The sequence below is a fragment of the Kitasatospora sp. NPDC087271 genome (assembly GCF_044744605.1).
In the GTDB taxonomy this organism is placed as follows: Bacteria; Actinomycetota; Actinomycetes; order Streptomycetales; family Streptomycetaceae; genus Kitasatospora.
Genome location: NZ_JBIUYQ010000002.1, coordinates 148,972 through 161,626 on the forward strand (window position 1 = coordinate 148,972; position 12,655 = coordinate 161,626).

Below are 12,655 nucleotides of genomic sequence, written 5' to 3' on the forward strand. Positions count from 1 at the left end.
CCGCGAGCCGGGAGAAGTCGCAGGTCGGAGCGGCTGTCACGGCCCGCACCATGACAGCTGTCACGCGGATCCCGCAACGGACGGCACTGCTCTGACGGAGGGTCGGACGGAAACACTGGAGGCACGACGCGGGCAGCGGCCCGCGGCCACCAGCAGGGAAGGAACCCGCCGTGAGCCGAACCGTCACCACCACCGCCGCCACCGCTGCCACTGCCGCCGAGACCGGCACGACCCCGAACCCGTCGGCCTCCGGGCTCCGCCCGCTCGCCATCGACGTGGTCGCCCCGCTGGCCGGCTACTACCTGCTGCACTCGGCCGGCGGCCTGAGCGTGTTCGCCGCGCTGGCGTGGAGCAGCGCCATCCCGGCCGCCCGGACCGTGCTCGGCCTGCTGCGCGAGCGCAGGCTCAACCTGTGGGCCGCGCTGATGCTGACCGTGAACCTGGCGGGCCTGGCGCTCACCTTCGTCACCGGCGACGCCCGGCTGATGATCGCCAAGGACGGCGGGCTGAGCGGCACCGTGGCGCTGGCCATCCTGTTCTCGGCGCTGGTCGGCCGGTCGGTGATGACCCCGGTGCTGATGCCCTTCCTCACCAAGGGCAAGCGCGACCGGGCCGCCGCCTGGCAGCGGCTGGTCGAGGGCCGGGCGGCCGGCTCCCGGGCCTTCCAGCGCCACGAGCGGGTGTTCGCGGGTGCCTGGGGCACCGCGCTGCTGGCCGAGTGCGTCGCCCGGGTGGTCGGCGCCTTCACCCTGCCGGTGGCGACCATGGCCTGGCTGTCCACCGTGTTCATGATCGGCGCGATCGCGGCCGGCGCGATGCTCGGTCGGATCGCGGCCGATCCGATGGAGAAGCTGGTCGCGGCCGAGACCGAAGCCCCGACCGCCGTCTGACACTGCCCGCCGTCCACCTGCCGCCCGGGGGAGCATCGCCGCCCCCGGACGGCGCCCGAACCGGGCCCAACGCCGGGTGTCGGCGATCCGAACAGCACGGAACCATCCGGATCTCCCGGGAGTCCCTTATAACGAGGGGGTAACGGGACCCCCGGTCGAGGAAACGGGGCCCCCATGAGCCGGACGCACGCGCTGACCACCACCGAGGACCGCACCCTCGTGTGGGACGGCTGCCTGAACGTCCGCGACCTGGGCGGACTGCCCACCGCCTCCGGCCGGCCGACCGCCCGCGGGGCGATAGTCCGGGCGGACAACCTGGACCGCCTCACCGCCGAGGGCTGGGACGCCCTCCTCGACCACGGTGTCCGCACCGTGGTCGACCTGCGCAACGCCGAGGAGTACAAGCCGCTCCTCCCGCTCCCCGAGGGCGTCGAGCTGATCCGCGTCCCGCTGGACGAACTCGCCGGCCCCGCCTGGTGGGAGGCCTACGGCCGGCTGGACGGCACCCCGCTCGCGCTCCGCCCCTACCTGGACCACTGCCCGCACGCCGCCGCCGCGCTGATCGCCGCCATCGCCGGCGCCCGCCCCGGCGGCCTGGTCGTGCACTGCGGCGCCGGCCGCGACCGCACCGGCCTGGCGGCCCTGCTGCTGCTCGCCCTGGCCGGCGTCGACCGGGCCGCGATCGTCGAGGACTACCAGCTCAGCGGCCCCAACGTCCGCCCGCTGTACGGGATGCTGGGCCTGCCGGACCAGTACCACCGGATCGACGCGGCGCTCGCCGAGGCCGGCACCACCGCCGAAGCCGTCCTCGCGGGCGCGCTGGAGGGCCTCGACCCGGCGGGCTACCTGCTCGCCGCCGGGGCCACCCCCGCCGAGGTCGCCGCCGTCCGGGCCCGGCTGCTGCCCGCCGCGTAGCGGCCACCGGGCCAGGCCGGCTCCTGCAACTCGACCACCTGGAGCTTGAGTTCGCGAGACAGCCCGGCCTCGGGCGGGGCCGGGATCCGCGGCCCGCCGCTCGGACGCCTCCGTCCCGCAGGGGCCGCCGAAGACCACTCGCACGTATCGTCAACCGATGGTTGACGACCCGGAATCGACAACCTACGGTTGACGCATGGAGAATCCCGTCGTTCCCAACACCACTCCGCTGCGCCTCGACGACCTGATCGCCGCGATCAAGAAGGTCCACCCCGACGCGCTCGACCAGTTGTCCGACGCGGTCATCGCCGCCGACCACCTCGGCGACCTCGCCGACCACCTGATCGGCCACTTCGTCGACCAGGCCCGCCGCTCCGGCGCCTCCTGGACCGACATCGGCCGCAGCATGGGCGTCAGCAAGCAGGCCGCCCAGAAGCGGTTCGTCCCCAAGGACCCGGGCACCCCCGCCGACCTCGACCCCAGCCAGGGCTTCGCCCGGTTCACCGACCGGGCCCGGAACGTCGTGATGGCCTCGCAGGAGGAGGCCAGGGCGGCCGGCAACGCCGAGATCACCGCCGAACACCTCCTGCTCGGCCTGCTCGCCGAACCGGAGGGCATCGGGCTCAAGGCGCTCGCCGCCCAGGGCGTCACCCCGGAGGCCGTCCGGGCGGCGACCGCCGCCGTCCTGCCGGCCGCCGCCGAGCAGGTGCCCGCGCTGATCCCGTACGACGCGCAGGGCAAGAAGGCGCTGGAACTGACCTTCCGTGAGGCGCTGAAGCTCGGGCACAACTTCGTCGGCACCGAGCACATCCTGCTCGCCCTGCTGGAGCTGGAGAACGGCTCGGGCGTGCTCGCCGGCCTCGGCGTCGAGAAGTCCGAGGCGGAGACCTTCACCTCCGAGGCCGTCAAGGCCATCATCGCCGCCCGGAACGCCGAGCAGGCGTGAGACGGGGCCCGGCCCCGGGCGGAACTCCCGCCCGGGGCCGGTCGGTTGGGCTCGGGCGGGACTCAGAAGCCGGAGACGGGCGTGGTGACGATCCGCACCCGGCCGTCGGCGGCCGCCTCCAGCGCCGCCCGCAGCCGGAGCGAGCGGGCCGGACCGAGGAGTTCCAGCGCCTCCTCGACGGTGGCCCACTGGTGCCGGTCCAGTTCGCCGGCCGGGACGGTCACGGGGGTGCCGTCCGGGACGGTGCCGAAGTCGAACATCAAGTGCTGCGCCGGGTGGTCGAGTTCGGACGAGGGGTGGGTCCAGGAGATGGCCAGTAGCTCCCCGGTCGCCCTGACGATGCCGGTCTCCTCCAGCAGCTCCCGCGAGGCGCACTCCACCGGGCCCTCGCCGAGGTCGATCGTGCCGCCCGGGAACTGCCAGTACTCGCGGTACCCGGCCTTCACGATCAGGATCCGGCCGGACTCGTCCCGCAGCAGACAGCCCGCCGCCGCGTAGATCCTGGGCAGGGACGCCAACCATTCCTCGCGGGACTTCAAGGGCTCAGCCGTCACTGCGATCCTCCTGGGGCACGGTGGTTCTGCACCGCCCACTCTGCCACCGACCCGCCCGGGGCCGTCAGTTCAGCGCTGGGCGGCGAGGTGCTCGACCAGGCGGTCGAAGCTGGAGTTGAGGCCCGCCCGGGCCTCCGGACCGCAGTACATCGCCGGCACCTCGGTCTGGTGCAGGACCACCTCGGTGCGGCCGTCGCCGAGGTCCTTGAAGGTCATCGTGGAGCGCAGGCCCACGCTCTCCTCGACCAGGGCGATCAGCTCGCCCGGGCGGATCTCGGTGATCTCGGCGCACATCGGGTACACGTCGCCGGTCGCGTCGATGGTCATGGTGCTGTCGTAGCGCCCGCCCACCCGCGGCTCGATGGTCACGGTGTCCAGCTCGACGTGGGTGCCGACCGGGCCCCAGAAGCGGACGAACTGCTCGGGCTCGACGTAGGCGCGGAAGACGGCGTCCGGGGTGGCCGGCAGCTCGCGGGTGATGGTCAGCTCGCCCAGGTTCTCGGTCATGGTGTCGTCCTTCGTGATCGCGGCGCCACGGTGGCGCTTTCACAGGAGTAGACCGAGGGCGCGACCGAAACTCATCGCTCCACGCGGAAATTCTTTCGAGAAGTTCTGCGGAGTTCTGCCGAGCTCCGGAAAGTTCCGGGAAGTTCCGCCGGAGCCGATGAGCCCGGGCCGCCGGGCCGGTCCAAGCGGTATGGACACCACGCCGAAGCCCCCGCCCGCCCCCGCCCTGACCTGCGACCTGGACGCGCTGACCGCGCCCGACCTGGCCGTCGTCGACGCCCTCGCCCGGCTGCGGCTCGCCGCCGCGCGGCACGGGGTGGGCGTGGTGCTGGTGAACGCGAGCGGCCCGCTGCGGGAGCTGCTCGCGTTCAGCGGGCTCGCGGCCCTGCTGCCGGGGGGCGTGGACCCCCTCGACCTCCGGCGGCCGGACAGGGCCTAGTCGGCGGCCAGCCGGGGCGGGAGGCCGAACAGCGGGAAGAGCACGTCGGTGTCCAGGAAGCTGGTGAACCCGGTGATCCGGCCCGCTGACACCTCCAGCACGATCAGCGCCCACGGCTCGTGCCCGCCCGCCGGGCTCGGCCGGTACTGGGCGAAGGCCGGAGCGCCGTTGGCCGTCACCGGGACCAGCCGGGAGCCGCGGCAGCCGTGGCCCGGGCCGAGCATCCAGGCCCGGATCTCGCCCCGCCCCCGCAGCCACATCGCGTACGGCGGCATGTTGAGCGTGACGTCCTCGTGCAGCAGCGCGGCGAGGCCGTCCATGTCGTACGCCTCGAAGGCGCGGACGTAGCGGTCCAGCAGCGCGCGGTGGTCGTCGTCCAGCGCGGAGGCCGGGCGGGCGGCCGCGCCGTCCCCGGCGAGCACCGCGCGCGCCCGCTGCAGCGCGCTGTTCACCGAGGCCACCGTGACGCCGAGCAGTTCGGCCACCTCGGCGGCCTTCCAGCCGAGCACCTCGCGCAGGATCAGCACGGCCCGCTGCCGGGGCGCGAGGCGCTGCAGCACGGCGACGAAGGCCAGCTTCACCGACTCGCGCTGGGCCGCCACCTCGGCCGGGTCACCCGTCTCGGGCAGCACCCGGCCGTCCGGCGCGGGGCCGATCCACGTCACCTCGGGCAGCTGGGTGTCGCTCGCCGTGGCCACCGTCACCGGGCCGGCCAGGTCCATCGGGCGGGCCCGGCTGTTGCGGCCGTTCAGCGCGTCCAGGCACACGTTGGTGGCGATCCGGTACAGCCAGGAGCGCAGCGCGGCGCGCCCCTCGAAGCCGCGGTGGCCGCGCCAGGCGCGGACCATCGTCTCCTGCACCGCGTCCTCGGCCTCGAAGACCGAGCCGAGCATCCGGTAGCAGTAGCCCGTCAGCTCCGTCCGGTACCGCTCCAACTGGAGCTCGACCGGCTCCTCCGTGATCAGGTCGGCCATGGTGCGCCCCCGTCGTCCCGCCCCGTGCTGGTGAACGGCACGAAGGTACTCCAGCCCACTGACAACGCCCCGGCGCGCCCCCGCACCGACCGCGAACCACCCCGGACACCGCCCCCCGAGCACGCGTCGGGGGCGGACGCCGGAACGCGGCGCCCGCCCCCGGACCCGGATCCGCTCAGTGGGCGGAGTGCTTCTCCGCTCCGCGGTGCCGGTGGCCCTTGAGCTCGGCGTGCGTCGACGGGGCGGCGCGCCCCGCCGAGGCCGCCCGGTCGCGGCCGCCGTGCCGGAAGGCGTCCGGCGCGGCGTACCCGGCGGTGGCGGAGGACATGGCGTCGGCGCGCAGCATCGGCACCAGCCGGGTGGGCGCGGTCGCCATGCCGCGGCGCTCCAGCAGTTCCTGGGTGCCCCGGCGGAGCTGGGCAGTGCTGCCCGGTGTTCGCCTGGTCATCGTCGGCCTCCCTTCGGCGGTCACCGGCGGGACGGATGTCGACCGGAGGGGCCGGGGGCCGCGCGGGCGTTATGTCCGGATTTTATCCGGTTTGCGCCCGGATGCCACCGGAAACGGGCCCCGGCTTTCCCCGGAGCGGCCCGATCCGCGGGACGCGCCCCGCGCCGGGCCTCAGCCCATGACCTCGTGGACGAAGCACCAGCGCCAGTCCTCGCCCCGCTCGTACGAGCGGATCACCGGATGCGAGGTGTTGTGGAAGTGCGCGGTGGCGTGCCGCTGCGGCGAGAAGTCGCAGCAGCCGATGTGGCCGCAGTCCAGGCAGATCCGCAGGTGCACCCAGTCCCGGCGCCCCTGGGCCAGGCAGTCGGCGCAGCCGTCGGCCGGGGGGAGGGGCTCGATGTCCTGGGGGGCCGCGGCGAGGTCTTCGCAGGCACTCATGCCCGCAGGGTAGTGACGGCCCGGCCGGCCCCGGCCTCAAGACACGCCGCGCGCCCGGTCGGCCTTCCCGGCGCCAGGGTGGTACCGCCGCACCCAGGAACGCGGATCCCGGGAGGGCCGCACCCCGGACGCACACGGCCCTGGGCGAACCTCCGCCGCCCGCACACAGTTGTCGTCGTCAGCCCCACCACCCTCCCAGGCCCAGGAGCCACCGATGAGCTACCCCGCCCTCGCCGCCCGCACCGCCGTCGTCACCGGAGCCGCCAGCGGCATGGGCGCGGCCACCGCCCGCCTGCTCGCCGCCCACGGCGCCCGGGTCGCCCTGCTCGCCCGCCGCACCGACCGCCTCGACACCCTCGCGGCCGAGCTCGCCGCCGCCGGCGGCCAGGCCCTCGCCGTCACCGCCGACATCACCGACCAGGCCTCCGTCGACGCCGCCGCCAAGGCCGTCCACGACGCCTACGGCCGGGTCGACCTGGTGGTCAACAGCGCCGGCGTGATGCTGCCCAACCCCCTCGCCGACGGCCGGACCGACGAGTGGACCCGCATGGTCGACACCAACCTCACCGGCGCCCTGCGGATCATCCGCGCCTTCGCCGACGACCTCACCGCGGCCGCCGCCGACGGCCGGGCCGCAGACCTGGTCAACGTCTCCTCCATCGCCTCGCGCGTCGTCTTCCCCAACTACGCCGTGTACAGCGCCACCAAGGCCGCGCTCACCCAGCTGTCCGCCGCCCTGCGCTCCGAACTCAGCCCCCGCGACGTCCGGGTCAGCTCCATCGAGCCCGGCCTGACCGACACCGAACTCGGCGGCCACATCGACAACCCCGCCCTGCGCGAACAGCTCGGCGGCATGTTCGCGGCCATCCCCGCACTCACCGCGGACGACCTCGCCGACCTGATCGCCTACACCGTCAGCCGCCCCCGGCACGTCAACCTGAGCCACACGGTCGTCGTGCCGACCCGGCAGGCGTAGGGCCTTCCTCGGACTCCCCCGATCCGGGCCGGCTTCCGGGCTCCGGCTCCACCATCAGGGGAGGCATGGGAGCATGCCACCCGTGGCGATCGTGACGGGGAGAACGAACGGCGACACCGGCGGTGGCGACACCGCCGGCACGCCCGCACCGGCGGACACCGGCATACCGGCGAGCGCCGGAGCCGGCCGGGGCCCGGCCCGGGCGGTGTCCGAACCCGGCCGGATCCGGCAGCCCGTCGCCCTGATCCGGCTGCTCACCGGGCTCATCGCCATCGCCCTCACCCTGCTGCTCGCCGACTACGCCCGGGCCACCACCGGCGGCATCGCCGCCGACGTGGCCGAGGCCGCCGAACTGGTGCCCCGGCCGCTCGCCGGCCTCGCCGGCGGCCTCACCACCGCCGCCGTGCTGCTGGTGCCCGTCGTCCTCGCCGCCCGCCGCCTCCTCGGCCCCGACCGGCGACGCGCCCTCCAGCAGGTCTCCGACGGCCTGCTCGCCGCCGTCCTCGCCTACGGCGCCACCCTGCTCCTCGACCTGTGGGCCGACGGCGTCGCCCCCGTCTCCCTGCTCGCGGCCCTCACCCAGGCCCTACCGGGCGGTGCCCTCGGCCACACCGAGCCCGTCTACGGCTACCTCGCGCCCGTCCTCGCCTTCATGACCGCCTCCGGCAACCGCGAACACCGGGCCCCCTGGGCCGTCCTCGCCCTCTCCGGCCTCGCCGGACTCGCCGGCGGGTACGCCACCCCCACCGCCCTGCTGCTCGGCCTGCTCATCGGCTGGACCGGCGCCCACGGCACCCTCTACGCCGTCGGCACCCCCGACCCGCTGCCCAGGCCCGGCGAGGTCCTCCGGGCCCTGCGCGAGAGCGGCCTGCACCCGGCCGAGGCCCACCCCGCCGGGCCCGACCGCTACCTGGTCCGGCAAGCCGACGACCGGCCCGACCTCGACGTCCAGCTCCTCGACCGGCAAGCCGTCACCGCCGCCGCCGTCCAGCGCGCCTGGCGCCGCCTGCGGCTGCGCACCGCCCCCCACCCCCGGGCCCTGCGCTCCCCCCGCGCCGGCCTCGAACACGAGGCGCTCGTCACCTACGCGGCCCTCGCCGCCGGCGTCCGCACCCGCCGCATCGCCGCCACCGCCGGCCTCGGCCAGGACACCGCCCTCATCGCCTACGAGCACCTCCCCGGACGCACCCTCGACCGGCTCCCCGACGAGGAGATCACCGACGACCTGCTGGCCGACGCCTGGCGGCAGCTCGCCCGCCTCCAGCGCCGGGAGACCGCCCACCGGGCGCTCGTCCCGTCCTCCCTGCTGGTGGACGCGACCGGCGCGGTGCACCTGGTCGACTTCGCCGACGGCGACATCGCGGCCAGCGAACTCGTGCTGCGCTGCGACATCGCCCAGCTGCTCACCACCCTCGCCCTGCGGGCCGGCGCGGCCCGCTCCGTCCACACCGCCGTCACCGTCCTCGGCGCCGACACCGTCGAGGCCGCCCTCCCCCTCCTCCAGCCCATCGCGCTCGCCCGCACCACCCGCCACGCCCTCAAGCACACCGCCCGCCCGACCGCCGCCGCCCGCACGGGCGGCCCGGCGGACCCCGGGCCCGACGAGGCCGCCGCCGGCGGGGGCGGGGGCGGGCTGCTGGAGGAGATCCGGGCGGAGGTGCTGCGGACCAGGCCGCAGGCGGAGGTGCGGCCGGTGCGGTTGGAGCGGCTGCGGCCGCGGACCCTGCTGGCGGTGGTGGGCGGGGTGGTGGCCGGGTGGCTGCTGATCCCGCAGCTGTTCGCGGCCGAGGACAACCCGATCGCGGCGGTGGCCGACGCCGATCCGGCGTGGCTGGCGCTGGCGCTGCTGGCGGCGGCGCTGAGCCACGTGACGGCGGCGATGGGGTTCGTCGGGTTCGTGCCGGAGCGGCTGGACTTCCGCAACGCGGTGCTGGCGCAGCTGGCCGGGGCGTTCGTGAAGCTGGTGTCGCCCGGGGGCGTCGGCGGGATCGCGCTGAACACCCGGCTGTTGCAGCGGGCCGGGATCCCGACCGCGCAGGCGCTGTCCAGCGTCGGGGTGGGGCAGTTGATCGGCCTGGTGCTGCACCTGCTCCAGCTGGGCGCCTTCGTCTACCTGCTGGACCTGCAACCGGGCGGTTCGGAGCTGGACGCGCTGCCCGCCGTGGTGGGCGGGCTGGCGGGGGCGGCGGCGCTGCTGGCGGTGGTGTCGGCGGTGCCGCCGGCCCGGCGCTGGCTGGCGGCGCGGCTGCGGCCGCTGACCACCGAGGTGCTGCCGCGGCTGCTGGACCTGCTGCGCAGCCCGGCCCGGCTGGCGGTGGGACTGACCGGGCAGCTGCTGGTGTCGATCTGCCTGATCGGCTGCCTGTACTGCTGCACCCGGGCGATCGGCCGGGAGCCGTCCTTCGCCTCGGTGGCGGTGGTGTTCCTGGTGGGCAACGCGGCGGGCAACGTGGCGCCCACCCCGGGCGGGGCCGGCGCGGTGGACGGGGCGCTGATCGCGCTGCTGCAGCAGACCGCGTCGATGGAGAAGGGCGGCGCGCTGGCGGCGGTGGCGACGTACCGCCTGCTGACGCTGATCCTGCCGGTGCTGCCGGGCTGGGCGGCGATGACCTGGCTGCAGCGCCGCCGGGCGCTGTAGGGCCCCGGACAGCACCCCGGATGGCGCCCCGGACCGGTCCCGGCGGCGGCTACTCGCGGTACTCGTCCTCGTCGAGCTGGACGACGCGGCTCTGCTCGGCGGCGTCGGCGACATCGGTGGCCGGGTCGGCTCCGACGGCCCGGCGTTCGGCCACCTCGTCGTACTCGTCGCCCTCGGGTGCCTCGTCGTCGGGTTCGACGGTCTCGACGGCCTCGTCGATCAGGTAGTCCTCGTGATTCTGCGGCATGGCGTCCGTCCTCACTGTTCGGAGGCACTGTCCGGAGGCTCCCACGGGCGCGGGGGCGGTACTGGCAGTATCCGTCGCCGGGCGGCCGGGCGCGATTGCGCCGCGGCGGCCCCGCGGCGCCCGGGCCGCCGGCCGGCACGGAACGCGCCGCAGGCCACCGGGGGTACGATCGGTGCCGTACCAAGGGCTTACCCACACCCACCCGGTGGCCCCGAGGCCCTTACGAACGACGGGGAAATCATGTCCGGCTCGCACTACTTCACCGGTGCACCCGAGGTCGCCAGCGAGCGCCGGCCGATCACGGTCTCCCTGCCGGACCTCACCCTCGAACTGACCACCGACACCGGAGTGTTCTCGCGCGGCCGGCTCGACCCGGGCACCCGGATCCTGCTGGAGCACGCCCCGCAGCCGCGGGTGCGCGGCCCGATCCTGGACGTCGGCTGCGGCTACGGCCCGATCGCGCTGACCTGGGCGAGCCGGCGCAGGCGGCTGCCGGTCTGGGCGGTGGACGTGAACGAGCGCGCGCTGGAACTGGTGCGGCTGAACGCCGAGGCGCTGCGGCTGGGCAACGTCCAGGCCGCGCTGCCCGAGGACGTCCCGCAGGACGTGCGGTTCGCCACCATCTACTCCAACCCGCCGATCCGGATCGGCAAGGCCGCGCTGCGCCGGCTGCTCACGCACTGGCTCGGCCGGCTGACCCCGGACGGCTCGGCGTTCCTGGTGGTGCAGAAGCACCTGGGCTCGGACTCGCTGCAGAAGTGGCTGAACGAGCAGGGCTACCCGACCACCCGGGTCGCGTCGGTCAACGGGTTCCGGATTCTGGAAGCACGACCCCGCCCGGAGCCGGGCGAGGGCACGGAGAGTGGACGGGGAACGTCGTCGTGAAGCAGTTGCGCGGGACCGAACTGAAGCGACTGCACCGCTCGTGGCGGCGCAGCAACGAGTTCCGGCTCGCGATGATCCTGGAGAACCTGCAGTCGCCGTTCAACGTCGGCTCGGTGGTCCGGACCGGGGCCGCGATGGGCGCCGAGAAGCTGTACCTGGCCGGGGAGACCCCGTCGGTGCGCTCCTCGGGCGCGCAGAAGGCCGCGATGGGCACCGACAAGTACCTGAAGGTGGAGCACTTCCCGACGGTCGCGGAGGCGGTCGCGGCGGCGAAGGCGGACGGCTTCAAGGTGGTCGGCCTGGAGCTGGCGGACGAGGCGGTGCCGATGTTCGCCGCCGAACTGACCCCGGCGGTGGCCTTCGTGCTGGGGCACGAGGACCGCGGGATCACCCCCGACGCGCTGGCGCTCTGCGACCAGGTGGTGTTCGTGCCGCAGCTGGGCCGGGTCGGCTCGCTGAACGTGTCGGCGGCCGCGACGGTGGCCTGCTACGAGGCGCGCCGCCAGGGGTACGCGATCAGCGGCACCCCGGACGGCACCGACCTCGGCGACCTCGGCGGGGCCGACGACGAGTAGGACCTGATCCGATCCGGAGGGGTGTGCCGAAAGGCCACCCCTCCGGTCGTTTCCGCCCGGCGGTACGGGACGGTCGACCACGCCTGCGGGCCGGACTTCCCCGGCGTCCGCGCGGGGAGCGCGCCCCGGCCCCGCCGGCGGTGGTCAGCGCAGCGTCAGCTAAGCGTCAGCGCTCCAGGCGACTGTAGTTGGCATGACGTCGATCACGGCAGTCTCCAGCTGTCTTCCCGACACCATCCCGATCGCGCGCTTCCAACAGGAACTCCAGCTGACGGATGTGCAGCTCCGGCGCTACCAGCGCTTCTACGGGCTCTCCGAGGTGTGCCGCGACCCCGCGGCCACCGAGACCGAGCTGCTGCTGCGCGCCGCGACCAAGCTGGTGGAGCTGCGCGGGCAGGAACAGCGCGTCAAGTACGTCCTCCAGGCCCGCACGATGCCGTCGCCGCTGCCGTACCCGATGACCTCGCTCCGACCGATCCAGGTCGAGCTCGGCCTGGAGCACGCCGCCGGCTTCGTCGTCTCGCACCACGCCTGCGCCTCCGGGCTGCTCGCGCTGGACCTGGCGGGCACCCTGCTGGCCGCCGACCCGGATCCGAACGCGCTCGCCCTGGTCCTGGCCGGGGAGAAGGCGTGCACCACCCGGACGCAGTCCATCCCGGACGTCACCGTCATGGGCGAGGGCACCGTGGCCTTCCTGGTGAGCGCGGACCGTGCCGGCTCCGACCGGATGCTCGGCTACGCGACGCGCACCCACACCCAGTTCGGCGACGAGTTCATCATGGGCGACGCCGCCGCCAAGGAGTTCCAGGACCTGTACGGGCCCGGCCTGTGCGAGGTGATCGGCGCCGCCCTGGAGGAGGCCGACTGCGGCCTCGACGAGCTGGCGCTCGTGCTGCCGCACAACGTCAACCGGCTGTCGTGGATCGGCGTCTGCAAGGCGCTCGGGCTGCCGCTCGACAAGGTCTTCCTCGACCTGGTCGGCGAGACCGGGCACTGCTTCTGCGCCGACCCCTTCATCAACCTGCAGAAGGCCACCGAGCTGGGGCGGCTGCGCCCCGGCGACCGCTACCTGATGACCAGCGTGGGGCTCGGGGCGACCTTCGCCGCGATGGTCCTGGAGCACTGACGGCCGCCCACCGGATCGGCCGGCCCCCGCAGTACCGGCGCACCCGCACCACCGCAGCACCGCAGTACCCGCGCACCCGCCGCACCGCGCCCGAGCG

The 12,655-nt window shown here is 74.8% G+C and carries 15 protein-coding genes; 9 read left to right on the forward strand and 6 right to left on the reverse strand.

Annotated elements, in window-relative coordinates; all coding sequences use genetic code 11:
* Window positions 1-170: 170 nt before the first annotated feature.
* The 3 genes from ACIO9K_RS03960 to ACIO9K_RS03970 all read left to right on the forward strand — a co-directional run bounded on the left by ACIO9K_RS03960 (window position 171) and on the right by ACIO9K_RS03970 (window position 2,751).
* Window positions 171-890, forward strand: coding sequence for a VC0807 family protein (locus ACIO9K_RS03960; protein ID WP_400326870.1), 720 nt, complete (start codon window positions 171-173; stop codon window positions 888-890).
* A gap of 174 nt (window positions 891-1,064) precedes the next feature.
* Entirely contained in the window at window positions 1,065-1,805 is a 741-nt protein-coding gene (locus ACIO9K_RS03965) for a tyrosine-protein phosphatase (RefSeq protein WP_400326873.1), read from the forward strand.
* 196 nt (window positions 1,806-2,001) lie between these two features.
* On the forward strand, window positions 2,002-2,751 hold the full coding sequence (locus tag ACIO9K_RS03970) for a Clp protease N-terminal domain-containing protein (protein ID WP_363617659.1): 750 nt from the start codon (window positions 2,002-2,004) through the stop codon (window positions 2,749-2,751).
* A gap of 62 nt (window positions 2,752-2,813) precedes the next feature.
* Here the strand turns inward: ACIO9K_RS03970 and ACIO9K_RS03975 are convergent, their stop codons facing one another.
* Window positions 2,814-3,305, reverse strand: coding sequence for an NUDIX hydrolase (locus tag ACIO9K_RS03975; RefSeq protein WP_363617657.1), 492 nt, complete (start codon window positions 3,303-3,305; stop codon window positions 2,814-2,816).
* Window positions 3,306-3,374: 69 nt separating this feature from the next.
* On the reverse strand, window positions 3,375-3,812 hold the full coding sequence (locus ACIO9K_RS03980; protein WP_363617655.1) for an SRPBCC domain-containing protein: 438 nt from the start codon (window positions 3,810-3,812) through the stop codon (window positions 3,375-3,377).
* Between the two features lie 190 nt (window positions 3,813-4,002).
* On the opposite strand from ACIO9K_RS03980, the gene ACIO9K_RS03985 reads away from it, so the two are divergent.
* On the forward strand, window positions 4,003-4,251 hold the full coding sequence (locus ACIO9K_RS03985; RefSeq protein WP_363617653.1) for an STAS domain-containing protein: 249 nt from the start codon (window positions 4,003-4,005) through the stop codon (window positions 4,249-4,251).
* Here ACIO9K_RS03985 and ACIO9K_RS03990 read toward each other — a convergent pair.
* The 3 genes from ACIO9K_RS03990 to ACIO9K_RS04000 form a co-directional block, all read right to left on the reverse strand.
* Window positions 4,248-5,225 carry a sigma-70 family RNA polymerase sigma factor gene (locus tag ACIO9K_RS03990; RefSeq protein ID WP_400326878.1) on the reverse strand — a complete coding sequence of 326 codons (978 nt, stop codon included), beginning with the start codon at window positions 5,223-5,225 and terminating at the stop codon, window positions 4,248-4,250. The genes ACIO9K_RS03985 and ACIO9K_RS03990 overlap by 4 nt on opposite strands.
* 175 nt (window positions 5,226-5,400) lie before the next feature.
* On the reverse strand, window positions 5,401-5,673 hold the full coding sequence (locus ACIO9K_RS03995) for a hypothetical protein (protein ID WP_400326880.1): 273 nt from the start codon (window positions 5,671-5,673) through the stop codon (window positions 5,401-5,403).
* 171 nt (window positions 5,674-5,844) lie between these two features.
* Window positions 5,845-6,111, reverse strand: coding sequence for a UBP-type zinc finger domain-containing protein (locus ACIO9K_RS04000; RefSeq protein WP_363582452.1), 267 nt, complete (start codon window positions 6,109-6,111; stop codon window positions 5,845-5,847).
* A 214-nt stretch (window positions 6,112-6,325) separates the two neighbouring features.
* Between ACIO9K_RS04000 and ACIO9K_RS04005 the strand changes: the two genes are divergently transcribed.
* Both ACIO9K_RS04005 and ACIO9K_RS04010 read left to right on the forward strand, forming a co-directional pair.
* The gene (locus ACIO9K_RS04005; RefSeq protein ID WP_400326883.1) at window positions 6,326-7,087 is read left to right on the forward strand and encodes an SDR family oxidoreductase; all 762 of its coding nucleotides are present in this window, start codon (window positions 6,326-6,328) and stop codon (window positions 7,085-7,087) included.
* Between the two features lie 82 nt (window positions 7,088-7,169).
* A complete protein-coding gene (locus ACIO9K_RS04010) occupies window positions 7,170-9,725 on the forward strand; it encodes a lysylphosphatidylglycerol synthase domain-containing protein (RefSeq protein WP_400326886.1) in 2,556 nt (851 codons plus the stop codon).
* A gap of 49 nt (window positions 9,726-9,774) precedes the next feature.
* On the opposite strand, the gene ACIO9K_RS04015 is transcribed toward ACIO9K_RS04010, so the two are convergent.
* Window positions 9,775-9,972 (reverse strand): hypothetical protein, encoded by a 198-nt coding sequence (locus ACIO9K_RS04015; RefSeq protein WP_363582458.1) that lies wholly within the window; start codon window positions 9,970-9,972, stop codon window positions 9,775-9,777.
* A gap of 240 nt (window positions 9,973-10,212) precedes the next feature.
* On the opposite strand from ACIO9K_RS04015, the gene ACIO9K_RS04020 reads away from it, so the two are divergent.
* The 3 genes from ACIO9K_RS04020 (at window position 10,213) to ACIO9K_RS04030 (ending at window position 12,558) form a co-directional block, all read left to right on the forward strand.
* On the forward strand, window positions 10,213-10,857 hold the full coding sequence (locus ACIO9K_RS04020) for a class I SAM-dependent methyltransferase (RefSeq protein WP_063348741.1): 645 nt from the start codon (window positions 10,213-10,215) through the stop codon (window positions 10,855-10,857).
* Window positions 10,854-11,432 (forward strand): TrmH family RNA methyltransferase, encoded by a 579-nt coding sequence (locus ACIO9K_RS04025; RefSeq protein WP_363582460.1) that lies wholly within the window; start codon window positions 10,854-10,856, stop codon window positions 11,430-11,432. Before ACIO9K_RS04020 ends, ACIO9K_RS04025 begins: the two co-directional genes overlap by 4 nt.
* 193 nt (window positions 11,433-11,625) lie before the next feature.
* Entirely contained in the window at window positions 11,626-12,558 is a 933-nt protein-coding gene (locus ACIO9K_RS04030) for a 3-oxoacyl-[acyl-carrier-protein] synthase III C-terminal domain-containing protein (protein ID WP_363617645.1), read from the forward strand.
* The last annotated feature ends 97 nt before the right edge of the window (window positions 12,559-12,655 follow it).